Here is a 25281-nt window from a genome sequence, read left to right as displayed (position 1 = left end):
TTGGGGAACTGGGGCGGCACGGGCAGTGGCCCGTGTCAGCCCCGCTTTTTTCCCATGCAACAGAATTCAGGGCCGGGGAGGCCCAAAAGGTCGCGCATGAGCGGCGAGGGTAAAGGGTGGAGACTATGGTGAAGAGTTTGTTTGGCGGTATCGCAGTGGCATCCTTGTTGGCGCTGGCTGGCTGTGGGCAGGACAGCGCGCTTGAGACGACTGACAAGGCGCCGGCGCCGCAGGTGATCCCGGTGCCCGCGAAGCTTTCGTATGGTAACGAGGGCATCATCATGCCAGAAGTTGCGCGGGTTTCCACACCAGACAGCGCGCTTTTCGACCAGTTCGCCGTTTTTGTGAACGGCTACACCGGCGCGTCGCTTGAGCGGGTCGGCGGGCAGGCGGATATCCGTTTTGTCAAAGCCCCCATGATCCAGGGCGATGAAGCTTACCGCATCAATGTTGACGCGACCGGTGTGACGGTCAGTGCGTCTGCGGACGCTGGCCTGTTTTACGGCGCCATGACACTGGCGCAGATGCTGGACGGCGCACCTGAGGGTTCGCTGGCGCCACTCGCGATCGGCACCATCGAGGACGCCCCCCGCCTTCAGTGGCGCGGCGCCATGCTGGATGTGGCGCGGCATTTCCGCTCGAAAGAGTTCATCAAGAAATTCCTCGACGTGATGGCAGCGCACAAGCTGAATGTCTTCCACTGGCATATGACGGACGACCAGGCCTGGCGGCTTGAGATCAAGAAATATCCGAAGCTGACGGAAGTGGGCGCATGCCGCGTACCGGCCGGTGACGGGCCGGACGCAGACATTGACGAAGCCACGGGCGAAGCCCGGCTTTACTGCGGCTTCTACACCCAGGATGATGTGCGCGAGATTGTGGCCTATGCCGCCGAGCGCCATATCACGGTGATGCCGGAAATTGACCTGCCAGGCCACGCCACAGCGGCTATCAAGGCATACCCGGAACTCGGGACCGCGCCCCTTGAAGGCGACATGTCCGACTGGGGCATTTTCCAGAACACTTTCAACCTGGAAGAAGGCACCATCACTTTCCTCGAGGATGTGATGGACGAAACGCTTGAGCTGTTCCCGTCGGAATTCATCCATATCGGTGGTGACGAGGTGGCGACCAGGCAGTGGTCGGAAAGCGCCCGCATCAGGGAACGCATGGCGGAACTGGGCATTGATGATGTTCATCACATCCAGGCCTATTTCACCCGCCATTTCGCCAATTATTTGGACGCGCGCGGCAGGCGGTTGATCGGCTGGGACGAGATTTTGGAAGGTGGCTCTATCGGCAATTCGGCCATTATGTCGTGGCGTGGCACCAAGGGCGGCATCGAGGCTGCGAAGGCCGGGCGCCAGGTGGTGATGGCGCCCTCGAGCATCTATTACACAGACTACCGCCAATCAGACAGCCGGCATGAACCACCGGGCCGCGAACATATCCAGACGCTTCAGGATGTCTATGAATTCGAACCGGTCTCGGAGGAGCTGACGGTGGACGAACAGAAGGCCATCCTGGGCGCCGAGATGACGATCTTTTCGGAGCATATGCGTACGCCGGAACGCGTCGAGCATATGGCCTTCCCGCGCCTGGTCGCCATGGCCGAAAGCGTATGGTCTGACCCTTTGAAAAAGGATTTCGATGCGTTCGCAAAACGGCTTGCCCCGCATATGGCGCGGCTGAAAGCGCTCGGTATCCGCCCGGCCGATAGCGCCTTTGCGCCAAAGATTGTTGTCGAGAAAGGCGAAGGCGACGCCCGCACGGTCACGCTATCAAGCCAGACAGGCGTTGGCATCTTCCGCTACACGCTGGATGGCAGTGGGCCAACGGTGGATGCCGCCCTTTATGAAGGACCGATCAACGCAAGCGCGGGCCAGACCGTGAAGGCTGCTGCTTTCTGGAATGGGGAGGTGCTTTCCGGCGTGCGCACCCGCGCGCTTGATGCCGTCAGCCTCTCGGAGCGCACGAGTGATGAGCTGGCGCTGTGCTCCAAATGGCTGTCGATCAAGCTGGATGACGACTTCCCGCGCGACGGGGACCGCGCCGCCATGCTGGTGGATATCATCCAGCCCTGCTGGATGTATGACGTGCCCGATATGGCGGGCGTGACCGGCATTGAAGTGGCTGTCGGCAACCTGCCTTATAATTTCCAGATCGGCGACCAGATCAATGATGTGATCCTGAAGCAACCGGAAACCGACGTGGGTGAGATCGTGATCTTTAAAAACAGCTGCGACACGGGCGAGGAAGTGGCGCGCCTGCCGCTCGCACCGGCCACGAACAGCTTCGGCATCACCACGCTGACGGCATCGCTTGACGCGCCGGACGCGAAGGCCCTCTGCTTCCACGTGGCGGCCAGCCACTATGAACCGATCTGGGCCATCGACCGCGTGCGGCTGACCCAGGATTAACTGCCCGTCAGTCGCATGCATGAAAGGCCGTCTTCTCCCAGGCGGCCTTTTTTTAGCTTTGCATTATCACAGCGAAGCCACCATAGATCATGCGTTTGCCGTCAAACGGCATGGGCATATTCTCGGGCGTCATGCGCTCGTCTTCCATCATTTTCTGCCAGCCGGCGTCGCGTGTCGCCTTGTCGGGCCAGGTAATCCAGGAAAAGACAACTGTTTCGTCGCCTTTCTTCTGCACGGCCATGGGGAAGCTGGTGACCTCGCCGTCCGGTACGTCATCGCCCCAGCATTCCACTACCGATTGAGCGCCGAATTCCTTGAAGAGCACGGACGACTCTTCAGCATGCTTCTTGTAAGCATCCTTGTTGGCTATAGGTACAGCCGCTACGAAACCGTCTACATAACTCATGATGTCCTCCTCGCTGCATAATGTTGAGGTATCAGCCTAAATATGTTTGCGGCAGGGCGCAACTTGGCCTTTTTTCTTGGGGAATGGGGGGCAGGGGCGTATAGAAAACGCAAACCAAAATTGAGGATACCCGCATGAGCGATCTGCCACCCTGCCCGAAATGCAACAGCGCCTATACCTACGAAGACGGCGCGCTGATGATTTGCCCCGAATGCGCGCACGAATGGTCGCCCGCGGCGGATGCGGCAGCGGCAGATGCAAACGCGGTGCGCGACAGCGTCGGCAATATTCTGCAGGACGGTGACGATGTGACGGTGATCAAGGACCTGAAGGTGAAGGGCAGCTCATCCGTTGTCAAAGTGGGCACCAAGGTCAAGGGCATCCGTCTGGTGGACGGCGACCATGACATTGACTGCAAAATCCCGGGCATCGGCCAGATGGGCCTCAAGTCCCAGTTCGTGAAAAAGATATGAGCGCCTTTCGTCATTCCCGCGAAGGCGGGAATCCATGAACACAGGACGGGCAAGCATTTATTGGGCGGCTGCCGTTTTGTGGATGCCGTTCCCTCGCGCCGGATGGCGCTCGCCCGGCATGACGGTGATAGTGAAAAGGCCGCAGCAGATGCCGCGGCCTTCGTGTTTGGGAAATGAATAAATCAATCCCGCTGTCGTTCTTTTACCAGCTGCGCATCTTGTGGCCCTTTAGGGCATAGAAGAGAATGTAGAGATAACAGGGCAGGCCGATCCAGTAGGCCGCCTGCATGTCGCCCATGCTGTGGGCCAGCTTGCCGAACGCGAGCGGCAAGACAGCACCGCCCGCGATGCCCATGATCAGAAGCGCAGACCCCTGCGCCGTGAACTTGCCAAGGCCGTCGAGCGCCAGCGGCCACAGGGCGGGCCACACCAGCGCATGCGCGAGGCCCATGAGGGCGACGAACATCACTGCATTCGGCACGGTGGGTACACCCGTCCAGCCGATCAGCACGTCCGCGATGGCGGTCGAGTCCGTTGAGCTCAAGACCGCGCCGAGGACACACAGCATGCCCGCGACGGCGGAGCCCAGAAGGGCTTGCTGCTGGCTGATGAATTTCGGGATGCAGGTCACGCCGATGATATAGCCAATCACCATGCACACCATCGTGTAGCTGGTGAGGCTGGCGAAGTTGGCGACCCCGATGTTTGAGCCAAAGAGGCCGATGGTGTCGCCTGCGATCACCTCCACGCCCACATAGGCGAACAGCCCGACGGCCCCCAGGATCACTTGTGGGAACGCGAGGATGCTGGACTTTTCGTCCTCACCTTCGGTCACTTCCTCTTCGGGGTCGATATGCGGCAGGTTGGAGAATTTTACCAGCCCGATCAGCGCCGTCAGGCCCACGGCCATATAGATGTAGGGCATCACCAATTTGTCCGCCAGCGCCTGCTTCTCCGCTGCCGTCGTGATGGTTTCGGGGTCGGCAAGGTCAGACAGCACAAGGGCTGTGAACACAATCGGCGCCACAACGCCCGCGCCCTTGTTGATCAGCCCCATGATGGAAATGCGCATGGCGGCGCTTTCCTTCGGGCCCACCATCACCACATAGGGGTTCGATGCCGTCTGCAGGATCGTGAGGCCTGTGCCCAGCACGAAAAGTCCGATCAGGAAGAACAGATAATAGCTGGTTTTGGCCGCCGGAATGAACAGCAGCACGCCCACCACCATGATTGCTAGCCCCAGGGCCATACCGTTGCGGTAGCCGGTTTTTTCCAGCACCTTGGCCATCGGGTAAGCCATCACCGTATAGGCGATATAGAAGGCGAAGGTGACGAACAGCGCCTGAAATTCGTTCAGGTCACAGATGATCTTGAGGAACGGGATCAGGGACCCGTTCAGCCAGGTCACAAACCCGAAAATAAAGAACAGCACGCCGATGATGATCATCGGTATCAGGCTGCTGCGGTGTCCGCCCGCCGGCATTGTTGTATCCACCATTTGTTCCTCCAAAACTATCCCTTTTGGGCGATGCCTGCGAAGGCCTCACCGTTGATCCAGACCTCTGTGACCTGGTCTTCCCCATCCAGCACGCATAGGTCGGCCCTCATGCCTGCGCGGATGTCCCCTATCTCATGCTCCAGCCCCAGAAAGCGGGCGGGGCTCCTTGATGCCATGCGTACAGCCGTATCGAGTGGCACCCCCATCAGTGCCACGGCGTTGCGCACGGCTGACGCCATATCAAGGTCAGACCCTGCCAGCGTGCCGTCTGGCCCCGTGCAGCGGCCGTTCTCGACTGTGATCGGCAGCCCCTGCAGGGTGAAATTCTTATTTGCCGCCCCCACGCTGGGCATGGCGTCGGTCACCAGCATCAGCTGGTCGGCGCCCTTGGCATAAAGGGCCGTGCGCAGGCTGGCGCCGTGTACATGGAAGCCGTCAGCGATCAGCCCCGCGAACGTCATGCGGCTGTCGAGCGCCGCCCCCACCACACCCGGCGCGCGGCTTGTCATCGGCGTCATGGCGTTATGAAGGTGGGTGAAGCCCGTGAGGCCTGCTTTGATCGCGGCCATGGTTTCCTCATAGCTCGCCGCCGTGTGCCCGGCGGCCACAATCACGCCCGCGTCCACAAGGCGCGCGACCAAGTCTGGTGTCGTGCATTCGGGCGCCAGCGTCACCAACGTCTTCCCAAACTTGAGGCTGGAAAGCAGCTTGACGGCGTCCGCGTCCAGCGTGCGGAATTTGTCGGCATTATGGATGCCCTTGCGCGCGCCGCTCAGGAACGGGCCTTCGATATGGATGCCGATGATGCCCGGTACGCCCGCCTCAATCGCTGCGTCCACGGCCTCAATCGCCTTGGCCACGACATTCAGATCATCGCTGATCAGGGTGGGCAGCATGCTCGTGGTGCCATAGGCGCGGTGGGCTTCGGCGATTTTGCGGATGCCCTCAACCGTTGGCGCATCATTCAGCAACACACCACCGCCACCGTTTACCTGGGTGTCGATAAAACCGGGCACCAGCTTGTGCCCGGTGATGTCAACTATCTCGACGGCATCAAACGGTTCGCCCGGCATGAGGACAGCCAGAATGCGGCCGTTCTCAATGAGTGCCGTGGCGCCCTTGTGCCACAGGTTCGAGACCAGGATATCGCCGCCCTTGAGCGCGGTTCGCATCACACGGTCTCCGTCACTTTATTGAGGTGCGGGGGCTCGTCCGGGTGGTATCCGCGCGCGACCGACAGGCCGTTGGCCATGCGGTAGAAGCTCTGGATCATCAGGATCGGTTCGATGAAGGCATGCGCGCCCCTGACCACAGGCAGGCTGATGCCGCCTTCAAGCCCCGCACCGGCTGTCATCACCACGGCGTCGCGCGCGGCGAAATCCTTCACAAGGTCCTGAATGCCGTCGCGCGTCTCATCGCTTTGGCTCATCACCAGCACCGGGAAGCCCGCATTCACAATGGCCATCGGGCCGTGCTTCACTTCGGCGGCCGAATAGGCTTCCGCGTGCAGGCCACAGGTTTCCTTGAACTTGAGCGCGGCTTCTTGCGCCACGCCAAAGCCCACGCCCCGGCCAACGACAAAGAAGTTTCTGGCGTCCAACAGCTTCGCGGCAGCCGGTGCCCAGTCGCACGCCCATGCGGCGCTCAGGTTCAGCGGCAGGGTCTCAAGCGCGGTCAGAAGCTCACAGTCTTCCGTCCAGTGCGCCACCAGTTGCAGGATCGCTGTCAGGCTGGCGATATAGGTTTTGGTGGCCGCCACGCTTTTCTCCGGCCCCGCATGCATTGGCAGCACCACGTCCGCGATGGCGGCAAGCGGCGAGCTGGTTACATTGACAATCGCCACCACAAAGGCGCCCGCCTGCCGTGCGGCATCAGCGGTGCGCACCAGGTCAGGACTGGCGCCTGACTGGCTGATGGCAATAAAAAGCGTGCCCTCCAGCATTTGCTTGGCGGCGTAAACCGAGCTCACGCTTGGTGCGGCGCTAGAGACCAAAAGCCCGGCTTTGGTCTCGATCACATATTTGGCGTAGGTCGCCGCGTGGTCTGAGCTGCCGCGCGCGCAGGTCACGACTGCGGAAGGTTTGAGGCTGCGAAGCTTTTTGCCCAGCTCTTTCGCGATCAGGGTATTTTCCGTCAGTTGTTTCTGGACAACAGCGCTGGCGCTGCCGGCCTCTGAGAACATCAACGTGTCCTCTGGCAGCAGTTTTGTCATGGTGGTCATGTCTTCATACTCCTTACTCACGGCGTGCCTCACGCATGCAGTTCAGCGACAAAGTCATAGGCGTCGCCGCGGTAATAGGATTGCGTCAGTTCCACGGTTGTCCCGTTAGCCAGGAAACCGCGGCGTTCGATAAAGAGCCCGGCGTCGCCTTCCGAAACGCCTAACCGGGCTGCTTGCTCTGTGTTGAACTTGACGGCGCGCAGGCGCTGTAACGCGCGCACTGGGCGGCAGCCTGTTTCTTCAAGCGCCGTATAAAGGGACCCTTCCACCGGTCCGGCACCCGCCAGCGCGAAGGAGGGCACGATGGCGGTCTCCAGCGCCATGGGCGTGTCGTCGGCATAGCGGATGCGGGTAAAGCGGTGTACCTTGGTGCCGGGGCCGAGGCCGAGGCTCAGGCTTTCCTCAGGGGTGATGATGCCTTGTGAGCGGTCGATCCATTCGCTGCGGGCTTTCCAGCCGCGACCCGCCATGTCTTCCGAGAAGCTGGATAGGCGCGAGAAGGGCTTTTCAACCCGGCCGGCAATGAAGGTGCCTGCGCCGCGCCTGCGGTCAAGAAGGCCGTTTTCCACCAGGCCGTCCAGCGCTTTCCTGACTGTGATTCGGGACACCGCCATATCGGTGGCGATATCCCGTTCGGCCGGGAGCGCATCCCCCTTCGGCAGGGCGCCCTGCTCGATGGCGCGCTCAATCGCGCGCGACAGCTGCTGATACTTGGGCAGCGCCGTTGAAGTGTCCAGTTTGCCGATAACGTCTGAAAGCTGCATGCGGTCTTGTTCCCTGAAGGCTGGTGGGCTTGCGTCTGGCCTCTGTGGTATCATAGATATAATACCAATTAAATACCAAAAATGTATTTAGATACTTATAAATTTACTAATTAATTGAAATATAATGATAAAAATAACAGTACCAATGAATTGTCTTTTGAATTTGACACCGCTGTCAATTGAGCGTAGGGTCCGAGGCAAGTAATTTTTGGGAAGAAAACCATGCAAGATGTGTTCGATTTGGTCATTTTCGGTGGTGGCGGCGACCTGTCGCGGAGGAAGCTGCTGCCGGCTCTCTATTCCGGTTTTGTGGCGGGGCGCGTGTCGAAAGACAGTCGCATCTATCTGACCAGTCGGAAGGGTCTTGATGGCAGCACCGAGCCATGGCTGAAGGATGTGTTCAAGGAAACGCCCCCAGCGTGCGAGATGGACGCCAAGTCGCTCAAGGAATTCGCAGGCATGGTTCGGGTCATAGAGCTTGGCCTGGTTGACGGTGGCGCGGACTGGGAAGCGCTGAAGGACGCGCTGAAAACCGACGACGAAACCCGTCCGCTGGTGCATTTCCTGGCAATACCCCCAAGCCTGTTCACCAGTACCTGTGAGCTGTTGGGCGCCTATGGGCTTAACGGCCCGCGCGCTCGCGTCGTGCTTGAAAAGCCGCTGGGCCATGACCTTGAGAGCGCCCGGGCGATCAATGAGGATGTCGGGCGTTTCTTCCCGGAAAACCAGACCTTCCGGATTGACCACTATCTGGGTAAGGAAGCGGTGCAGAACCTTCTGGCGCTTCGTTTCTCCAATATCCTGTTCGAGGAACTCTGGAGTGGCCGCACCATCGACCATATCCAGATCACCATTGCGGAAAACCAGGGCGTTCAGGGCCGCAAGGGCTTTTATGAAGGCACGGGTGCCATGCGCGACATGGTGCAGAACCATTTGCTGCAGCTGCTGTGTCTTGTGGCGATGGAGCCGCCAGCCCGGCTGGAAGCCGACAGCATCCGCGAGGAGAAGCTGAAGGTCCTGAAGTCGCTCAAGAAGCTTGAGGGCGCGGACATCGACCGCAATGTGGTGCGCGGCCAGTATCAGTCTGGCGCCATGTTCGGCGAGGCTGTGCCCGGTTACGCCGAGGACGTGGAGCTCGAGAGCCCGTCCAACACCGAGACCTTCGTGGCCCTGAAAGCGCACATTGAGAACTGGCGCTGGGCCGGGGTGCCCTTTTACCTGCGCACCGGTAAGCGCCTGCCGGACCGGTTCGCCGAAATTGTGATCCAGTTCAAGCAGATCCCGCATTCGCCGCACCCGGGCTGGGGAACCAATATCAGCCCCAACCGTTTTATTATCCGCATGCAGCCGGAAGACCATCTGGCGCTTCGGATGATGGTGAAAAACCACTCTTCCGCCGACGAGAAGCTGAAGGAAGTGGAGATGAACCTGGACGTGACAGGCGACGATCATCTGCGACTTGGGCCGTATCTGCGCCTGATCCTGGATGCTGTGCGCGGTGACCAGAGCCTGTTTGTGCACCGCGATGAGGTAGAGCACGCCTGGCGCTGGGTGGACCGGATCATCGGCCACTGGGAAGCATCTGCCGAGCCGCCTGAAAGCTATCAGGCCGGGACCTGGGGGCCATATGAAGCCCATGACCTGATGACCCGCGATCGCCGCGAATGGTTCCATGAAACCAGCGGCAAGCGAAGCGGCAAGTGAGCGACGCGATGACAGAGGCCCACAAAATTGAATGGCGCACCTTTGAGACGCGCGAGCAGATGGTTGACGAATTGACGGAAGCCTGCTGCGAAGCGCTGATGCGCGGTATCAGGAAACGCGGCACCGCCAGTTGGGCGGTGTCAGGCGGGTCTACGCCCAAGCCTTTGTTTGAGGCCATGAGTGAGGCCGAGATCGACTGGGAAAACATTCAGGTGGCGCTGGTTGACGAGCGCTGGGTGGACACTGACCACCCACGCTCGAACGAGGCCTTCATGCGCGGCGCGCTTCAGAAAGGCGAAGCCGCGGAGGCCATGTTCATTGGCATGAAAACCCCGCATGATACGCCGTTTGATGCGGTGGTTGCGGTGAATGAACGCTACGCCCAGGTGAAGCAGCCGTTCGACAGCGTGCTTCTGGGGTTGGGGTCAGACGGCCATACGGCGTCTTTCTTCCCGGACGCGGAAGGGCTTGAAGCCGCGCTGGACATCACGGGCGACAAGACATGCGTGGCCCTGACCGCGAAAAAGAGCGATGTGACGGGCGAGGAAGTTGACCGCATGAGCATCTCTGCCGCCGCGATTGCCAAGGCGCCGCATGTGGTGCTGATGATCACGGGCGATGAGAAAAAAGCGGTACTTGAGCGCGCGCTTGAAGTGGATACCCACCTGCCGATCGCCCGCCTGGCAGAGAATGTCGCAATCACAGTTTACTGGGCGCCCTGACGTTTCGGGCAGCCCCACTTTTACCCACGGGAGTCTATCATGACCCATCCAAAGCTTCTTGAAGTAACCGAACGCATCAAGGCGCGGTCAAAAGACACGCGGGCCACTTACGAAGCGCGCGTGAAGGCCATGCGGGATGCTGGTCCGGCGCGCCCGCACCTCAGTTGCGGCAACTTGGCCCACGCCATTGCGGCCTGCTCGGAAGCCGACAAGCAGAAGCTGATGGAAGAGGGTATGGTCAATATAGGCATCGTCAGCGCCTATAACGATATGCTTTCGGCCCACCAGCCCTATCACCAGAAACTGGACCAGGTGAAAGACGCGGTGATTCAGGCAGGCGGCGTGGCCCAGATGGCGGGCGGCGTACCGGCCATGTGTGACGGCGTCACCCAGGGTCAACCGGGCATGGAAATGTCGCTCTTTAGCCGCGACGTGATCGCGCAGGCCACCGGCATCGCCATGTGCCACAATGTGTTCGATGGCGGTCTGCTGTTTGGTATCTGCGACAAGATCGTACCGGGGCTGTTGATCGGCGCGCTGGCGTTTGGCCATCTGCCGTTCGTGTTTGTGCCCGCGGGGCCCATGCCCACTGGTATCTCCAACAGCGAGAAGGCCAAAGTACGCCAACAGTTCGCCAGCGGCGAAGTGGGCAAGAAGGAGCTGCTGCAAAGCGAAAGCCGAGCCTACCACAGCCCCGGCACCTGCACTTTCTATGGCACCGCCAACACCAACCAGATGATGCTTGAGATGATGGGCCTGCAGCTGCCGGGCAGTAGTTTTGTTAACCCGGGCGATGGGCTCCGTGAAAAGCTAGACGCCGCAGCGGCCAAACAGGTGGTCAGGCTCGCGGAAGCAAAGAATAATATCGGCCTCGCCGAAATGGTCACCGCCGAAGCCGTGGTAAACGGCATTGTCGGTCTTCTGGCCACCGGCGGGTCCACCAACCACACGCTGCATATCGTCGCGATCGCCGCTGCTGCGGGTTACATCGTCAATTGGCAGGATTTCTCTGATCTTTCAGAAGTCGTGCCGCTTTTGGCGCGGGTCTACCCGAACGGCACGGCTGACGTGAACGCCTTCCAGGATGCGGGCGGCACACCGTTCGTGATCAAGGAACTGCTGGCAGGTGGTCTGCTCAACGAAAATGTCCACACCATTCTGGGTGAGGGGCTTGAACCCTTCGGCGAAATGCCGGCGCTGGTTGAAAACCAGGCTGTATGGCGCCTGTCCCCTGATGAGCCGGGCGACGACATGATCCTCAGGAAGATCGACAACCCGTTCCAGCACCATGGCGGCCTGACGGTCTTCAAGGGCACGCTGGGTGAAGCGGTGATGAAAACCTCCGCCATCAAGGACCGGCATCTTATTGTTGAAGCGCCTGCCGTGGTGTTCGAGGACCAGGACGACCTTTTGACCGCCTACAAGGCGGGCGAGCTTGAGAAAGATTTCGTTGCCGTCATCCGCTATCAGGGGCCCAAGGCCAACGGCATGCCGGAACTGCACAAATTGACGCCAAGCTTGGGTGTGCTTCAGGACAAGGGCTTCAAGGTGGCGCTGGTGACAGACGGGCGCATGTCCGGTGCGTCGGGCAAGGTGCCTGCCGCCATCCACGTGACGCCGGAGGCCGCAAGCGGCGGCGCGATCGCCCGCGTGAAAGACGGCGATATCGTCCGCGTTGACGCAACAACAGGTGAGCTGCTGGTATTGGTGGGCGAGGCTGAATTTGATGCCCGCACGCCGTCAAGCGGCCCCACTGTGCCGGACACATTCGGACGTAACCTGTTCGCAGGCGTTCGCGGCATCGTTGGCCCGGCGGGCCAGGGCGGATCGTTCATTTAATTTTTCATCACTCCCCTGAGGGTCGAAACCATGACAGATGTATTGAAAGTTCTTGAAACCTCCCCGGTTATTCCAGTGCTGGCGTTTGAAAGCGCTGAGGAAGCGGTGGATGTATGCCGCGTGATTTTCGAGGAGGGCCTGAAGGTTCTGGAGATCACGCTTCGCCACCCCACAGCACTTGAGGCCATCGCGGCGGTCCGGAAGGACCTGCCGGCGGACGCCATTGTGGGCGCGGGCACGGTGATCACGCCGGACCTGGCCAAGAAAGCCATGGATGCGGGTGCAGAGTTCGGGGTCAGCCCGGGGCTTACAGAAGAACTTGCCAAGACCGTGAAGGCCCTTGACTGGGCCTTCCTGCCGGGCGTTGCGACGCTCAGTGAAGCCATGCAGGCGCGCGAATGGGGTTTTTCAGAGCTCAAATTCTTCCCGGCGTCGCTTTCGGGCGGCCCCGGTTTCCTGAAGGCTGTTGGCAGTGTGTTGCCGGACCTGACCTTCTGCCCGACCGGTGGCATTTCCGCCGACACAGCACCTGAATATCGCGCGCTTAAAAACGTGGCCACAGTGGGTGGCAGCTGGATTACCCCACGCGGCCGCGACGGCAAGATCCACCTGGATGTGGTGCGGGAGCTGGCGCGCACGGCCGTGATCGCGCACTAAGCAGTTGGGCGGCATTGGCCGCCCCGCCTTTTGCTATTCGTCTGCCTTGATAGTGGCTTCGATCCAGTCCCTGTATCGGGAAAGGCGCTGCTGCACCGACGTCATACCGTACACGCCGCCTTTGAAGTTCGCCAAATCGCCTTCATACCAGCGCCAGCTTGAGAGGCCGAAAGCGTATGGTTTGCCGTCAATCACGACAACCGAGGGCCCGCCACTGTCGCCAGAACCGGTTGTGCCTTCAAGTTCCAGTGCGTCTGCTCCTGGCCGGTCAAAGTCAAAATACAGCCAGCTTTCATCTGCCTTATCAACCACATTGCGGAAATATCCCAGGCGCCTGGCGGGCTTGGTTTCCATTTGTTCGCCTGTGATGCCGTCGCCTTTGGCTCCTTTGCCGTAGACGGTGATTTCATGGGCGACTTCGTCATTGCCGTTATAGATGGCAATTGGTTCAGGCCCTTCGACGCTCTCTGATAGTTTGATCAGGACAAGGTCGGTGCGACCGGCCAGAAATGTCATCAAGGGTGCTGCGTCGCCTTGTCCGAGTTCTGGCGGCATTTCCTGCCAGTTCGGGTGAAACACCAGCTTCTGTATCACATAGTCTTTGTCGCCGATGGTCAGCGTTTTGCCATGATAGTCGTAGAAAATATTGTGGGCCACCGAGAGCACCCAGTTTGGAGCCACCAGGATGCCGCTACCCTCATGGCGCATGTCCACGAGATAGCCGGGCGCCTCTTCTGGTTGATAGGCCTCTGCAGGCTTGTCATGGCGCCGGACTTCGGCGTTTGCAATTGTGCCGAGGGCCATAACAAGCGCGGCCGCAAGGCATACGGTGTATTTCATAGTTTTCCCCATCGATCGATTTGCTGTCCTTTGCGCGGCAGCGATGGGGACGGTACCCACTGCAAGTTAGGTCCGCAACCCCTTCGATGAGCAAGAGGTGATCAATTGCGCATCTGATAGAAACACTTTTTTCAACAAATGTTGAAAAAAGTGACCATGGCCTCTTGACCGCTTGGGCGAAAGCCCACTAGGCTCGCAGCCAACACGCACGGCGGTCGCCGCGCGGCATAAGCGGAGGGGAGGCCGCCCATGAAGTTTCTGAATTCGGTTCAGCCGATTCACGTCGTTCTTGCGCTGTTGCTGGTGATTGCCGGCATCACCGCCTTCGTGCTCCTGAGCGAACCGCCTGCGGGTGCTACAGGCGTGCCGCATGAGACCATCGCCGGCCTTTCTGTGGGGGGTGATGCGGGGCTTACGCTTGAAGCGCTGGGCAGCGCCCCTTTCTATTTCCAGATTGCGGTGATCCTGCTGTCGGGCGTGTTGCTTTACATGGGGGTGGCAGCGCACCGGCGTGACCATCGGCTCAGGTTGTTTTTCCTTTTGGGTATCGGCTTCGCCATCTTTTCCTGGGTTGCCCTGTTCCTGACGTATGAGCTCTGGGTCACCAGCGGCAAAACAACTGTTTTCATGGGGTTCCCGACGCCTACCAACTGGATGTTCTGGGGCATCTGGGGCAGCTTCGCCGCCTTTGATCTCTTCTATGTGATCTTCTTCCGGCGCTATTTCCTGCCGCCGGAGGACGAACAGGCCTTCAACGACCTGATGGATGAAATCAAGGCCGAGGGAGGCGACGCATAATGGAAGAGCTTCGCCAACCAATCATTCTGAGCTGTGTGGCCGCCTATATGGGCCTGTGTATCTGGGTCGGTATCTGGGCCATGCGCCGCACCAAATCTGCCGGGGACTTTTTCGTCGCCGGGCGCGGGCTGGGGCCTGTGGTTGTCAGCCTCGCGGTCTTCTCAAGCACGCTTTCGGGCTTCGGCTTTGTTGGCGGCCCGGGCCTTGTCTATGCCACGGGCATGTCGTCCATCTGGATGGCGGTGTGTTCGGCACTTGGCTATGCCACCGGCTTCTACCTGGTGGCCAAGCGCATCCGCATGGTCGCGGAAGTGCGTGATACCATGAGCCTGCCGGACGTGGTGTTCGCTCGTTACGGAAGCGAAACAGCCCGTCTATTGACAGCCGGCACCATCCTCCTTGGCGTGCTCGGCTATCTGGCGACACAGATTCTGGCGATGGCGCTGGTGCTGCAGTCGATCCTGTCGGCGACCGAGATGTTCGCGGACATCAGCTTGCTTGCAAGCGTGGTGGTTTCCTCGGCCGTGCTGATCTTCTACTGCGTCACCGGCGGGATATTGGCCTCGGTCTACACCGACCTTGTGCAGGGCATTGTGATGATTGTCGCAGGTGCCCTGGTGGTGATCACGGCGGCCAGCGTTTTCGATGGCGGCTTCGCGGAAGCATCCAGCATTATGCTGGCGAACGATGGCGATGACATCATGCCGTTCGGCACGCTGGGGACCATGGCGTCCCTCAGCTGGTATTTCCTGTTTGGCCTTGGTCTCGCTGGCCAACCCCATGTGGCAACCAAGATGATGATGAACCGTAACCTGGCGGACAACCGGATCATCCTGCCCATGACCGTGCTTGGTTATGTGGTGGCGGCCATGCTGTGGGTGTCCATCGGCGTGATCATGCGGGCGCTGGTGATCGGCGATATCGCGTTGCCGCTTGGCGCGGCGGACGAGGCTGCGCCGGTATTCCTGTCGACCTACGCGCATCCGCTTCTGGCGGGCATCGTGTTCGCCGGGCTTTTCGCCGCCATCATGTCCACAGCAGATGGGTTCCTCAATATTGGCGCGGCGGCCATCATCCACGATATCCCCAAGGCCATCCGGGGTCGGTCGCTCAACAATGAACTCTTTTGGGCGCGCACGGCCACGATTGTACTCTCCATCGTGGCCGCATCCATCGCGCTTTATTCGGACAAGCTTGTGGGGCTATTGGGGGCCTTCGGCTGGGGTACGTTCGCGGCGGCATTGGTGCCGGTGGTGCTGATTGGCCTCAACTGGAAGGGGGCCTCGGCCCGCGGGGCAATTGTGGCGATTGCCTCGTCGCTCGCGATCAATTTTGCCATCCAGCTTTGGCAGATTGAAATCCCTTACAAGATGTCCGGCGGTTTCCTGGCCATGCTGACGTCCATGATCCTGTTCATTGTGGTGTCGATGATGGAAAAACAGAAGCCGCTGCCGAAAGATATTGATCGGGTGATGGACCTTTAGCGTACAACTCCGAAAGCCACGGTTTTTGGAGTGATAGACACGTGAAGCCTATTCTTCTGCTGATGAACGGCACACTTCGCCTGGATGACCATCCGGCGCTGGTGTCTGCGTGCTCGTCTGGTGCTGGTGTGATTCCAATGTTTATTCTGGATGATGCCGGGGCGGGTGACTGGAAGCTGGGCGGTGCGCGGCGCTGGTGGCTGAAGGACAGTCTCATCCGACTGGCCACAAGCCTGGAAGCAAGGGGCAGCAGGCTGATCCTGCGTGCGGGCGATACAGCCGACATTGTTGAAAGCCTGTTGGGCGAAGTGAGTGCCGTTTATATGACCCGAGCCTACAGCCCGATGGGTCGCCGCGCGCAGGAACAGATCCACCAGTTGTGTAGTGCCCATGACACCGATTGCCGCCGCTTCACCGGCAACCTCTTGCTGGAGCCCGAGGATGTACGCACCAAAACAGGCGGCATCTATGAGGTCTTCTCGCCTTTCTGGCGTCGGGCAGTGGAACTGATTGACGGGTCCCCGCCGCTCGGGGCGCCTGACCAAGTCCCCGCGCCGGACAACTGGCCCGAAAGCCAGGATATCACGGAGTTGAAGCTGGACCCCAGGCCCGCGCACTGGGTCAAACCCATCGCCGCCACCTGGGTGCCGGGCGAAGACGCGGCGCAGGACAGGTTGGCAAAGTTTCTGACGGAGGCCGCGCGCGACTATAAGGCCATGCGTGATGTGCCGGGCGTGGAGGCCACCTCGCGCCTGTCGCCCTATCTGGCCCACGGTGAAATCAGTCCGCGCCGCATTTGGGCCGAAGCCCAGCTGCATATGATGACAGAAGCGCAAGACCGCAAAGGCGCCGACTGGTTCCTGCGCGAACTAGGCTGGCGCGAATTCTCAAAGCACCTGTTGTTCCATAACCCCACGCTGCCGGTCAGGCCGTTGAAGGCACAGTTCGAAGACTTTCCTTGGCGCGAAGGCGTGGATGATATGGTGGTAGCCTGGCAGAAGGGGCGCACCGGCTTTCCCATTGTGGACGCGGGCATGCGCCAGCTTTGGCAGACCGGCTGGATGCACAACCGGGTGCGCATGATTGTGGCGTCCTTCCTGGTCAAGGATATGCTGTGGCACTGGCGTACGGGCGAAGACTGGTTCTGGGATACGCTGGTGGACGCGGACCTGGCCAATAATGCGGCCAGTTGGCAGTGGGTGGCCGGCTGCGGGGCCGATGCCGCGCCTTATTTCCGCATCTTCAACCCGATCACCCAGGGCGAAAAGTTTGACCCGGACGGGGATTATATCCGCACCTATGTGCCCGAGCTTGCCGATATGCCGAACGATTATATCCACAAGCCGTTCGAGGCGCCTGAAGGTGTCCTGAAAATGGCGGGCGTCAGCCTGGGGGCGACATATCCTGAGCCGGTCCTGGACCGTAAAGCCTGCCGCGAACGGGCGCTGGCGGCACTCCAGAGCATCAAGAAGCAAGCCTAAAAACCGCCGCATTTTTTGCCTTTTATTGCGTCTGGGGCCAAGCTTCCCATATATGAATGGCAAACCTGAAGTATCGGGAGCTCTATGCCAAAATTCTTGCGGCGATTCATCGTCATCTTTCTCGTTTTGACCGGGATTTACGTCCTCGCGTCACCTTTTGTCGTGCCCTGGTACGTGCAGAAAAAGGTGCGTGTGGTGTTCGCCGAACGCGTGGACGGCACGCTGGCCTTCAGCCATGTGGCCTTCAACCCGGTTAGCCTGACGCTTCTGGTGCGGGACCTCGATATTACTGACAGTACGGGCAAGCCGGTCCTGAAGATGGATGCGGCGCATATCAATATCTCATGGCGCACCCTGTGGTCTGGCCAGCTGCATCTGCAGTCCGTTGTGCTGGACATGCCGGCGCTCCAGATGGCAATCGCCGAGGACGGCCGTACCTCCCTTGAAGCCATGCTGCGGCCGCCCGAAGGCGCGAGCGCGGGCAAGGGCCCCAATATTCGCATCGACAAGTTGGCTGCCAAGGAGCTTCAGCTGGCGCTCAAGAACCATGCGGGGCATGAGATTGCCGTTGGGCCGCTGGACTTGGCGCTGGACGGGTTCGCGACGGCTGAGGGCTACGCCATCAGCTTCAAGGAGTTCGGCTTTGCGCTCGGCGGCGGCAAGGTGACTGCGACTGGCGAGATTGGCCGCGCGCCCCTGTCTGCAAAGCTGCATCTGGAGCTCAGTCGGGTGCCGCTCAAGGCCATCATGGGCTTCATTCCGCTGGATGACCTGACGGTAACGGGTGGTCAGGTGACCGGGCCGGCGACCTTGACTTTCACGGACGACCTGCGCGTTCAGGGTGACTTCGATGTGTCGGACTTTGCAGCCACCACAACCGACAGTCTGGTGCGCAGGGTGCAGGTGCCTTACGCCAGCGCTGCCGGGTTCGACTATGACCGCGCCCGTGACCAGGTGTCGGTGGACAGCCTGACGCTGGGCGGCGGCGTGGCAGAGATGGTGCGAGCAACGAGGCCTGACAGTGTAGCTGAGGCCGAGGGCGAAACAGACGGTGTTGCGCTTGAAATCCGGCAGGCGCTTCTGAGCGGCGGCAAGCTGGTGTTCGAAGACCAGACCTTCGACACACCGCCTGTTGTGACCATTGACGGCGTTGGCGCCATCGTCATGGACTTCCGCCTCGCGGATACGCTTGCCTTCAGTTTCCAGGGCGATGGTTATCTGGGCCAGAACAGCCCTGTGCGCACGGCAGGCTATATTGAAGCCCGCGACACCATGAGCGCGTCCTTCACCCTTGAGATCAACAAGCTGGATCATGCCGTCTTGAAGCCTTACCTCTACCGCACGCTTGGCCGTGCCAGCAGCGCAGGCGAAGCCTATCTGCAGTTCGATTATTATATCGAGGATGGCCAGTTGGACGGCACCAACAGCTTTCTGTTTGACCGTTGGGAGTGGGGCGACAGGAACCCGGCGTATGAGGGCGAGGAAATCCCGCTCAAGAGGGCCTTTAACCTTTTGGAGGATAAGGGCAGTCGGGTAGCGATGGAAATCCCGGTGGACGGTGAATATCTTGACCCCACTTTCCGGGTGGACGGCCTTGTGCGCCAGGCAACCAACAAGTTTGTCGGTAACTTGATTACTACGCCTTTCCGCCTGATCGGCAAACTGATCCCCGGCGGCAAGAAAGATGATATCGACCTGGACAAGGTGCGGTTTGACCCATCAAGTGCCGAGCTTGCGGCGCTTGAAAAAGCCCGGCTGACGGCTTTGGCCAAGGCGCTTCAGGAGCGTCCCAAAGTGCGCCTGCAGATTGATGGCGTTGCAGTGCCAGGGCTTGATCTGGCGCCTGCGGTGCCCGTAGAAGGCGAGGCCCCCATCAACCAGCAGGGACTGACCAAGTTGGCCAATATGCGCGCGGACGCGGTGTATCAATATCTGATCGCCGAAGGTATTGCGCCGCGGCGACTGGAAAAGGTGGTGCTGCCCCTGATGGAGATGCCGGACGGCAAGAAACCCATTGTCCGGCTTGAACTTCTGAAAGACTAGAGCCCCAGTTCCTTGAGGAGGGCCTCGCGGTCCGCGTCTTTGGTGATTGGGCCGTGGCGCACTTCGGGTGCCGTGCGGGAAAATTTCGGTGTTGGCGCGGGCTGGCGTGTGCCGTCCACTTCAATGAAGCTTTCGCGCGCCACATTATGCGGGTGCTCATGCGCTTCCCAGAAGGGCAGGATAGGGGCATAGCAGGCATCCGTGCCGCCCAGAAGGTCGGTCCACTCGTCCAGCGTCTTGGTCTTGAACAGCGCCGTCAGCTCTTCCTTCAGGGCGGGCCACTCGCCCGGGTTCAGGTGCTTCTGCATCCAGCTCTCGTCAAGGCCAGCACGCTCGATAAACACCTGCATGAACTGGGGCTCAATGGCGCCGAGGCTCGCATACTTGCCATCCTTGGTTTCAAACGTGCCGTAGAAATGCGCGCCGCCGTCCAGCAGGTTGATGCCGCGCGCGGGCGCCCAGCGGTAGTTGGCCATTAGCGTGTGGAAGATGCTCATCAGCGCCGAGGAGCCCTCAACCATGCTGACATCAATGGCCTGCCCCTTGCCCGACGTGCGGGCCTCAAGGATGCCGCACACAAGGCCGAACGCCAGCATCATGCCGCCGCCGCCATAGTCGCCCACAAGGTTGAGCGGTGCAGTGGGTGGCCCGTCTTTTGGCCCCATGGCATGCAGGGCGCCAGACAGCGCGATATAATTGATGTCGTGGCCCGCTGTGTGCGCCAGCGGTCCGGTTTGGCCCCAGCCGGTCATGCGACCATAGACGATCTTGGGGTTGGCCTTCAGGACTTCATCTGGCCCGAGGCCCAGTTTTTCCATCACACCGGGGCGGAAGCCTTCAAACAGCGCGTCGGCTGTTCCCGCGAGTGCGAGGAAGATCTTGCGGTCTTCCTCGCTTTTAAGGTCAAGGGCAATCGAACGCTTGCCGCGCCGGTTGATATCGCCCTTCATGTCGAGGGGGGAGGTGCCGGGGCGGTCGATGGCGATCACCTCCGCGCCCATGTCCGCGAGCATCATGCCAGCAAACGGGCCGGGCCCGATGCCAACAAGTTCCAGAATGCGTACGCCAGCTAATGGCCCCATATTGTCCCCCTTGATATTGTCTCCCGCTTACTTCGGCGCCATCCGTGCAGCGGCGTCCATGCGGATCACTTCCCCATTGAGATAGGTGTTTTCCACGATATGACCAGCCAGTTTGGCATATTCCTGTGGCTTGCCGAGGCGCTTGGGGAAGACCACCTGGTTCGTCAGGCTCTCGACCGCTGCTTCGGGCAGGCCGTCAAACAGTGGCGTGTGGATGAAGCCTGGTGCGATGGTCATCACGCGTACACCCTGGCGGGCGAACTCGCGCGCGGTCGGCAGCGTCATGCCAACGATGCCGCCCTTGGAGGCTGAGTATGCCGCCTGGCCGATCTGGCCCTCGTATGCTGCAACAGAGGCTGTGTTGATGATCACGCCGCGTTCGCCGTCTTCGCCCGGCTCGTTATGCTGCATGGCCTCTGCAGCTTGTGCCAGTACGTTGAAGCTGCCGATCAGGTTGATGGCGATCACCTTATTGAAGTGCGCCATACCATACCGGTTGCCTTCGCGGTCCAGCACCTTTTGCGGGGTGCCGATGCCGGCACAGTTGACGGCGATATCAACGCTGCCGTAGGTGCTTTTGGCTGTGGCAATAGCATTCGCCACATCGTCTTCGCTGGTGACGTCTGTTTTCACGTAGGTGGCTGCGTCGCCCAGCTTGCCCGCCAGCTCATGGCCCATCTCGTCATTGAGATCGAGGATCACGGCGTTGGCGCCCTTGGATACAAAATATTCCACTGTCGCGCGACCAAGGCCGGACGCACCGCCTGTCACAATCGCGGTTTTACCCTTAAATTCCATCTGAAATCTCCAAACCTGAAATGTTGCGGTGCAGCATAAGGCCTCGCACATGCGAAATCAAGCGCTCGAAATCGTACAGCAAGGCCCGTCAGGTTTGGAGACAGGTTTTTACTCGGGCGTGGCAAAAATCCGCCGGATGGCCTTGAGAGCCGCCGGGTGGAAAATGGTGCCGTGACTTTCCTGTTCCATGGGCGCGTACGTCCAGTTGAGGCCTTTGGGATTAGCCGCCCGGAGCGCTTCAGCCAGCATGTCAGTGCCCTCCCGCATGGCCGCGCCTTCTGCACCAAACTGACCTTCGTTGCCAATGGTCAGGAACAGGTGCGTGCCCTTGGGCGCCGGGTTCGCGCGGATGAGCGCCGGAGCTTCTTTTGCCAGCGCCTGGTCGTCCCACCACAAGGACGGGCTGACCGCGACATAGCCGCTGAACAGGGCGGGATCTTTCAGGAATGTCTCCAGAACAAAAAGGCCGGCGGCGGATTCGCCCATAAGGGCGCGTTCGCTGGTTGTCCGGTAATGGTCATTCACATAAGGGATCAACTCGTCCTTCAGGAAGGTGCGGAAAGCGTCGCTGCCACCTGCCGTCTTGAGGCGATCGAATTCGATTTCCGTCGCGGATGGCGGCAACAGGTCATGATAGCGATCGATATTCTCAACACCGACTAGAATGAACTCCCGGATCTTCCGGTAATCTGCAGCAAGGGATGCAATGCCAGCGATATGGATAAAGTCCTCACGTACACCACCATCGGGCATATAGAGAACTGGATAAGCCTTGTCTCCGCCTTCATAGCTGGGTGGCAGATAGACGTTGATCCGGCGGGTCTGGCCAAGGACCTTGGTTTGCAGGTCAAAGCCGTGCCCAATGACGACCGGGTCGTGTTGTACGGTCTGTTCTGCCTGCGACGGCACAGCCAACAGCAGGCAAACCAGGCAGGCAATCGTGCGCCAGCAGGTGATAAAGCGGGGCATGCTTGCTCCTATATGGTGGTGTATTGGCTGATGCGCTCGTCGTCGCCCGGCAGTTGGATTTTGCGGTCGAATACCATGCCCAGCTTTTCGATCAGGCCGATGGATTTGGCGTTTTTCGGATCAACGATCGCGAGGATGCGGGTCATGCCCAGTTTGTTTCGGCCATAGTCCAGCACGGCGGCGGCAGACTCATAGCCGTAGCCCATGCGCATATGGTCGGGCAGGAAGGTGAAGCCAATGTCCGGCGCATCGAGGCCGGGTCGGTCCACCAGGCCGCACATGCCGACAGGTTCGCCGCTTGCCTTCAGTTCCACGATATAAAGGCCGAATCCATTTTTCGCGTAGCTGCCCAGCAGATTCTTTTCCAGATAGGCCTTGGCGTCGTCAGTCGTACGCAGGCCGCGGTCGCCCACGAATTCGATGAAGCCGGGGCTGTTATAGATTTGCAGGGCCAAGTCTGCGTCATTCAACGTGGCCTCTCGGAGGCGCAGGCGCTCGGTTTCGATGGCATAAGTCGGGCTACTCATAAATTATCCTCGCTGCCGATTTACGGATGGGTTCTTGTGTTTGCGACTGTAGGAAGCCTTTCCTATTAAGTTAAATGATAGTAATTCACTTTAGTATGAGTTCTATTCACTATTGAGGTTGCCAATGAACCGCTTGCCACCCCTGAAAGCCATGCAGGCTTTTGAAGCCACTGCCCGCCACCTTAGCTTCAGCCGCGCGGCCGATGAATTGTGCGTGACACAGAGCGCTGTCAGCCATCAGGTGCGCGCCCTTGAAGAATTCCTGGGCAAGAAACTCCTGACCCGAAGCGGCAAGCATGTGTCGCTGACCTATGAGGGCGATACTTTCTATTCCGTGCTTGGCGACTGCTTCAAGCGCATGGCGTCGGTGACGGACCATCTGGTGGGCAAGGACCGCACGACGCTGAAGCTAATGGCCCAGACCTCGCTGGCGTCCGAGTGGCTGGTGCCGCGCCTGCATGAATTCAATGCGCTGTTCCCGGAGATCGATACCCGTCTGGACACCTTTGTGATGGCTACCACGTTTGAGGCGTCAGACTATGACATATTGGTTGGTGCCTGGCCTGCGCCCGAGGGATTTGTCTCGCAAAAGCTCAGGGATGACAGTTGGTATCCGGTCTGCGCGCCTGATCTTTACGAACAACTCAACAAGGCTGATCCGGCATCCCTTCTCAAGTATCCGCTTTACAGCACTGAGGAGGGCGCCGATTGGACGCTGTGGATGCAGCATCAGGGTATTCGCACGCCAGCGGCACCCGATATCCGGCATTTCAACCTGGCGCTCTTGTCGACGCGCGCGGCGGTGGCTGGGCACGGCATCGCGCTATCGAACGATTTCGTGGCGGGCAGCCTGATGGCGGAAGGAAAGCTGGTGCCGCTCAGGGAGCTTGGCTATTCCCTGCCATGGGGACAATATTATCTGCATCACCGGACCAGCAGTCACAACGCTGACCAGATCGGCACATTCATTGACTGGGTGTCGGCGAAAGTGGCAGCCGAATAAGCGCTGGACCTTGGGCATGATCATATTATTGTGATGCCCCGCACCGGTGCTTTGCCTTGGATTCCTGTGGCAGGTGCCCATATTGCCAGAAAGCATTTCAAGTATTGGGCCCCAGGGGCCGGAGGCATGTATGACATTCGACTATGATCTTTTTGTAATCGGCGCGGGCTCAGGCGGTGTGCGCGCGAGCCGTATCGCGGCGGGTTTTGGCGCCCGTGTGGCCGTGGCGGAAGAGTTCCGTGTGGGCGGCACCTGCGTGATCCGCGGCTGCGTGCCCAAAAAGCTTCTGGTCTATGCTTCCCATTTTTCCGAGGATTTCGAAGCCGCCAAAGGCTACGGCTGGACGGTGGGCGAAACCAGTTTCGACTGGAACGCGCTGATCGACCGCAAGGACGCCGAGATCGACCGGCTGAACGGCCTCTATATCCAGACGCTGTCGAATGCCGGTGTGGAGATCATTGATGGCCGCGCCGTAGTGACAGGCCCCAATGAGGTTCGGGTTGGTGACAAAACCTACACAGCCAAAACCATCCTGGTGGCGGTGGGTGGCTGGCCGCAGATGCCGGATGTGCCCGGGATCGAGCATGCCATCACTTCCAACGAAGCGCTGCATTTGGAAAAATTTCCTAAGAAGATCGTGATTGTGGGTGGCGGCTATATCGCGGTTGAGTTCGCGGGCATCTTCCACGGCATGGGGTCTGAGGTGATCCAGCTGTATCGCAGCGAACAGATTCTGCGCGGCTTTGATGATGATCTCAGAAACCGGTTGGCGGACGAGATGCGCAAGAAGGGCGTGGACCTGCGCACCAATATCAATGTGACCAATATCGAGAAAACAGACGTCGGTGTGCGCCTGACGCTGACGGACGGTAGCACGCTTGACGCGGACGCTGTGATGTACGCCACCGGACGCACGCCCAACACCAAAGGGCTGGGACTCGAGGACGCGGGCGTGACGCTCGACAAGAACGGCGCCGTCAAGGTGGACGCCTACGGCAAGACGTCGGTGGACAGCATTTATGCAGTGGGTGACGTGACCGACCGGGTGCAGCTGACGCCGGTGGCGATCAAGGAAGGCCATGCCTTTGCCCTGACGGTCTTTGGCGGTACGCCCACCTCGCCAGAGCATGACGCTATACCAAGTGCCGTTTTCAGCCAGCCGCCGATTGGCACTGCGGGCATGACGGAACAACAGGCGCGCGAGACTTTTGGCGAAATCGATATATATCAATCAGACTTCCGGCCGATGAAACATACGCTGGGGGGTGCGACAGAGCGCGCATACACCAAATTGATCGTTGACAAAGCAACGGACAAAGTGGTTGGTGCGCACATGATTGGCATGGATGCCGCCGAAATCATTCAGGGTGTCGGAATTGCTGTGAAAGCAGGGCTGACAAAAGCCCAGTTCGACGCCACGGTTGCGGTGCATCCATCCAGTGCGGAAGAATTTGTCCTGATGCGGACGCCAAGGGCAGATTAATCGGGTGATTTCGAAATTATTGTAGAATAAAATTCTCACAATAGATCGTTTTCATCCTGATGATAGAAA

22 protein-coding genes are annotated in these 25281 nt (G+C 59.8%); 12 read left to right on the top strand and 10 right to left on the bottom strand.

What is annotated here, in order from left to right; translation table 11 throughout:
* Positions 1-125 precede the first annotated feature (125 nt).
* A complete protein-coding gene (locus KORLAC_RS06365) occupies positions 126-2420 on the top strand; it encodes a beta-N-acetylhexosaminidase (protein WP_068304513.1) in 2295 nt (764 codons plus the stop codon).
* Positions 2421-2472: 52 nt separating this feature from the next.
* Here KORLAC_RS06365 and KORLAC_RS06360 read toward each other — a convergent pair whose 3' ends face one another.
* Positions 2473-2826 (bottom strand): DUF1428 domain-containing protein, encoded by a 354-nt coding sequence (locus KORLAC_RS06360; RefSeq protein WP_068304511.1) that lies wholly within the window; start codon positions 2824-2826, stop codon positions 2473-2475.
* Positions 2827-2960: 134 nt separating this feature from the next.
* Between KORLAC_RS06360 and KORLAC_RS06355 the strand changes: the two genes are divergently transcribed.
* The gene (locus tag KORLAC_RS06355; RefSeq protein ID WP_068304509.1) at positions 2961-3299 is read left to right on the top strand and encodes a zinc ribbon domain-containing protein YjdM; all 339 of its coding nucleotides are present in this window, start codon (positions 2961-2963) and stop codon (positions 3297-3299) included.
* 202 nt (positions 3300-3501) lie between these two features.
* On the opposite strand, the gene KORLAC_RS06350 is transcribed toward KORLAC_RS06355, so the two are convergent.
* Genes KORLAC_RS06350 through KORLAC_RS06335 form a run of 4 tightly spaced genes read right to left on the bottom strand, consistent with a single transcriptional unit; the run spans position 3502 to position 7782 of the window.
* Entirely contained in the window at positions 3502-4797 is a 1296-nt protein-coding gene (locus KORLAC_RS06350) for a sugar MFS transporter (protein WP_068304507.1), read from the bottom strand.
* 14 nt (positions 4798-4811) lie between these two features.
* Positions 4812-5969, bottom strand: a complete 1158-nt coding sequence (gene nagA, locus KORLAC_RS06345) for an N-acetylglucosamine-6-phosphate deacetylase (protein ID WP_068304505.1) — start codon at positions 5967-5969, stop codon at positions 4812-4814.
* The gene (locus tag KORLAC_RS06340) at positions 5969-7018 is read right to left on the bottom strand and encodes an SIS domain-containing protein (RefSeq protein WP_082714532.1); all 1050 of its coding nucleotides are present in this window, start codon (positions 7016-7018) and stop codon (positions 5969-5971) included. Before KORLAC_RS06340 ends, nagA begins: the two co-directional genes overlap by 1 nt.
* Positions 7019-7047: 29 nt before the next feature.
* Positions 7048-7782, bottom strand: coding sequence for a GntR family transcriptional regulator (locus KORLAC_RS06335; RefSeq protein WP_068304504.1), 735 nt, complete (start codon positions 7780-7782; stop codon positions 7048-7050).
* Between the two features lie 222 nt (positions 7783-8004).
* On the opposite strand from KORLAC_RS06335, the gene zwf reads away from it, so the two are divergent.
* Genes zwf through KORLAC_RS06315 form a run of 4 tightly spaced genes read left to right on the top strand, consistent with a single transcriptional unit; the run spans position 8005 to position 12704 of the window.
* Complete coding sequence (gene zwf, locus KORLAC_RS06330; RefSeq protein WP_068304502.1) at positions 8005-9486, top strand: glucose-6-phosphate dehydrogenase; 1482 nt, start codon at positions 8005-8007, stop codon at positions 9484-9486.
* Entirely contained in the window at positions 9483-10208 is a 726-nt protein-coding gene (gene pgl, locus KORLAC_RS06325; RefSeq protein ID WP_068304500.1) for a 6-phosphogluconolactonase, read from the top strand. Before zwf ends, pgl begins: the two co-directional genes overlap by 4 nt.
* A gap of 39 nt (positions 10209-10247) precedes the next feature.
* Positions 10248-12047 carry a phosphogluconate dehydratase gene (edd, locus tag KORLAC_RS06320; RefSeq protein ID WP_068304498.1) on the top strand — a complete coding sequence of 600 codons (1800 nt, stop codon included), beginning with the start codon at positions 10248-10250 and terminating at the stop codon, positions 12045-12047.
* A 30-nt stretch (positions 12048-12077) separates the two neighbouring features.
* Positions 12078-12704 carry a bifunctional 4-hydroxy-2-oxoglutarate aldolase/2-dehydro-3-deoxy-phosphogluconate aldolase gene (locus tag KORLAC_RS06315; protein WP_068304496.1) on the top strand — a complete coding sequence of 209 codons (627 nt, stop codon included), beginning with the start codon at positions 12078-12080 and terminating at the stop codon, positions 12702-12704.
* A 33-nt stretch (positions 12705-12737) separates the two neighbouring features.
* Here KORLAC_RS06315 and KORLAC_RS06310 read toward each other — a convergent pair whose 3' ends face one another.
* Positions 12738-13544 (bottom strand): trypsin-like serine protease, encoded by an 807-nt coding sequence (locus KORLAC_RS06310; RefSeq protein ID WP_068304494.1) that lies wholly within the window; start codon positions 13542-13544, stop codon positions 12738-12740.
* 249 nt (positions 13545-13793) lie between these two features.
* On the opposite strand from KORLAC_RS06310, the gene KORLAC_RS06305 reads away from it, so the two are divergent.
* From KORLAC_RS06305 to KORLAC_RS06290, 4 genes are all read left to right on the top strand, one after another.
* The gene (locus tag KORLAC_RS06305; protein ID WP_068304492.1) at positions 13794-14342 is read left to right on the top strand and encodes a hypothetical protein; all 549 of its coding nucleotides are present in this window, start codon (positions 13794-13796) and stop codon (positions 14340-14342) included.
* Positions 14342-15826, top strand: coding sequence for a sodium:solute symporter family transporter (locus KORLAC_RS06300; RefSeq protein ID WP_068304490.1), 1485 nt, complete (start codon positions 14342-14344; stop codon positions 15824-15826). The genes KORLAC_RS06305 and KORLAC_RS06300 overlap by 1 nt, the downstream gene beginning before the upstream one ends.
* A gap of 41 nt (positions 15827-15867) precedes the next feature.
* On the top strand, positions 15868-17307 hold the full coding sequence (locus KORLAC_RS06295; RefSeq protein ID WP_082714531.1) for a cryptochrome/photolyase family protein: 1440 nt from the start codon (positions 15868-15870) through the stop codon (positions 17305-17307).
* An 84-nt stretch (positions 17308-17391) separates the two neighbouring features.
* Complete coding sequence (locus KORLAC_RS06290; protein WP_068304488.1) at positions 17392-19350, top strand: DUF748 domain-containing protein; 1959 nt, start codon at positions 17392-17394, stop codon at positions 19348-19350.
* On the opposite strand, the gene KORLAC_RS06285 is transcribed toward KORLAC_RS06290, so the two are convergent.
* The 4 genes from KORLAC_RS06285 to KORLAC_RS06270 form a co-directional block, all read right to left on the bottom strand.
* Positions 19347-20432, bottom strand: coding sequence for a CaiB/BaiF CoA transferase family protein (locus KORLAC_RS06285; protein WP_068304486.1), 1086 nt, complete (start codon positions 20430-20432; stop codon positions 19347-19349). The two genes, KORLAC_RS06290 and KORLAC_RS06285, sit on opposite strands and share 4 nt — an antisense overlap.
* Positions 20433-20459: 27 nt before the next feature.
* Positions 20460-21230, bottom strand: a complete 771-nt coding sequence (locus tag KORLAC_RS06280; RefSeq protein WP_068304485.1) for a 3-hydroxyacyl-CoA dehydrogenase — start codon at positions 21228-21230, stop codon at positions 20460-20462.
* Positions 21231-21338: 108 nt separating this feature from the next.
* Positions 21339-22199, bottom strand: coding sequence for an alpha/beta hydrolase (locus KORLAC_RS06275; protein WP_068304483.1), 861 nt, complete (start codon positions 22197-22199; stop codon positions 21339-21341).
* Positions 22200-22207: 8 nt separating this feature from the next.
* Positions 22208-22726 (bottom strand): GNAT family N-acetyltransferase, encoded by a 519-nt coding sequence (locus KORLAC_RS06270; protein WP_068304481.1) that lies wholly within the window; start codon positions 22724-22726, stop codon positions 22208-22210.
* A gap of 124 nt (positions 22727-22850) precedes the next feature.
* Between KORLAC_RS06270 and KORLAC_RS06265 the strand changes: the two genes are divergently transcribed.
* On the top strand, positions 22851-23729 hold the full coding sequence (locus KORLAC_RS06265; protein ID WP_068304479.1) for a LysR substrate-binding domain-containing protein: 879 nt from the start codon (positions 22851-22853) through the stop codon (positions 23727-23729).
* Positions 23730-23859: 130 nt separating this feature from the next.
* Positions 23860-25212 carry a glutathione-disulfide reductase gene (gor, locus tag KORLAC_RS06260; RefSeq protein ID WP_068304477.1) on the top strand — a complete coding sequence of 451 codons (1353 nt, stop codon included), beginning with the start codon at positions 23860-23862 and terminating at the stop codon, positions 25210-25212.
* Positions 25213-25281 lie beyond the last annotated feature (69 nt).

Source organism: Kordiimonas lacus, assembly GCF_001550055.1.
GTDB classification, from domain to species: domain Bacteria; phylum Pseudomonadota; class Alphaproteobacteria; order Sphingomonadales; family Kordiimonadaceae; genus Kordiimonas; species Kordiimonas lacus.
This window is presented reverse-complemented; position numbering and strand designations above follow the sequence as displayed.

What these genes read in the sequence shown, in the direction of transcription:
- KORLAC_RS06365 (WP_068304513.1), top strand. Translation starts at nt 126, where the DNA reads ATGGTGAAGAGTTTGTTTGGCGGTATCGCAGTGGCATCCTTGTTGGCG.
- KORLAC_RS06360 (WP_068304511.1), bottom strand. Translation starts at nt 2,826, where the DNA reads ATGAGTTATGTAGACGGTTTCGTAGCGGCTGTACCTATAGCCAACAAG.
- KORLAC_RS06355 (WP_068304509.1), top strand. Translation starts at nt 2,961, where the DNA reads ATGAGCGATCTGCCACCCTGCCCGAAATGCAACAGCGCCTATACCTAC.
- KORLAC_RS06350 (WP_068304507.1), bottom strand. Translation starts at nt 4,797, where the DNA reads ATGGTGGATACAACAATGCCGGCGGGCGGACACCGCAGCAGCCTGATA.
- nagA (WP_068304505.1), bottom strand. Translation starts at nt 5,969, where the DNA reads ATGCGAACCGCGCTCAAGGGCGGCGATATCCTGGTCTCGAACCTGTGG.
- KORLAC_RS06340 (WP_082714532.1), bottom strand. Translation starts at nt 7,018, where the DNA reads ATGACCACCATGACAAAACTGCTGCCAGAGGACACGTTGATGTTCTCA.
- KORLAC_RS06335 (WP_068304504.1), bottom strand. Translation starts at nt 7,782, where the DNA reads ATGCAGCTTTCAGACGTTATCGGCAAACTGGACACTTCAACGGCGCTG.
- zwf (WP_068304502.1), top strand. Translation starts at nt 8,005, where the DNA reads ATGCAAGATGTGTTCGATTTGGTCATTTTCGGTGGTGGCGGCGACCTG.
- edd (WP_068304498.1), top strand. Translation starts at nt 10,248, where the DNA reads ATGACCCATCCAAAGCTTCTTGAAGTAACCGAACGCATCAAGGCGCGG.
- KORLAC_RS06315 (WP_068304496.1), top strand. Translation starts at nt 12,078, where the DNA reads ATGACAGATGTATTGAAAGTTCTTGAAACCTCCCCGGTTATTCCAGTG.
- KORLAC_RS06310 (WP_068304494.1), bottom strand. Translation starts at nt 13,544, where the DNA reads ATGAAATACACCGTATGCCTTGCGGCCGCGCTTGTTATGGCCCTCGGC.
- KORLAC_RS06305 (WP_068304492.1), top strand. Translation starts at nt 13,794, where the DNA reads ATGAAGTTTCTGAATTCGGTTCAGCCGATTCACGTCGTTCTTGCGCTG.
- KORLAC_RS06300 (WP_068304490.1), top strand. Translation starts at nt 14,342, where the DNA reads ATGGAAGAGCTTCGCCAACCAATCATTCTGAGCTGTGTGGCCGCCTAT.
- KORLAC_RS06290 (WP_068304488.1), top strand. Translation starts at nt 17,392, where the DNA reads ATGCCAAAATTCTTGCGGCGATTCATCGTCATCTTTCTCGTTTTGACC.
- KORLAC_RS06285 (WP_068304486.1), bottom strand. Translation starts at nt 20,432, where the DNA reads ATGGGGCCATTAGCTGGCGTACGCATTCTGGAACTTGTTGGCATCGGG.
- KORLAC_RS06280 (WP_068304485.1), bottom strand. Translation starts at nt 21,230, where the DNA reads ATGGAATTTAAGGGTAAAACCGCGATTGTGACAGGCGGTGCGTCCGGC.
- KORLAC_RS06275 (WP_068304483.1), bottom strand. Translation starts at nt 22,199, where the DNA reads ATGCCCCGCTTTATCACCTGCTGGCGCACGATTGCCTGCCTGGTTTGC.
- KORLAC_RS06270 (WP_068304481.1), bottom strand. Translation starts at nt 22,726, where the DNA reads ATGAGTAGCCCGACTTATGCCATCGAAACCGAGCGCCTGCGCCTCCGA.
- KORLAC_RS06265 (WP_068304479.1), top strand. Translation starts at nt 22,851, where the DNA reads ATGAACCGCTTGCCACCCCTGAAAGCCATGCAGGCTTTTGAAGCCACT.
- gor (WP_068304477.1), top strand. Translation starts at nt 23,860, where the DNA reads ATGACATTCGACTATGATCTTTTTGTAATCGGCGCGGGCTCAGGCGGT.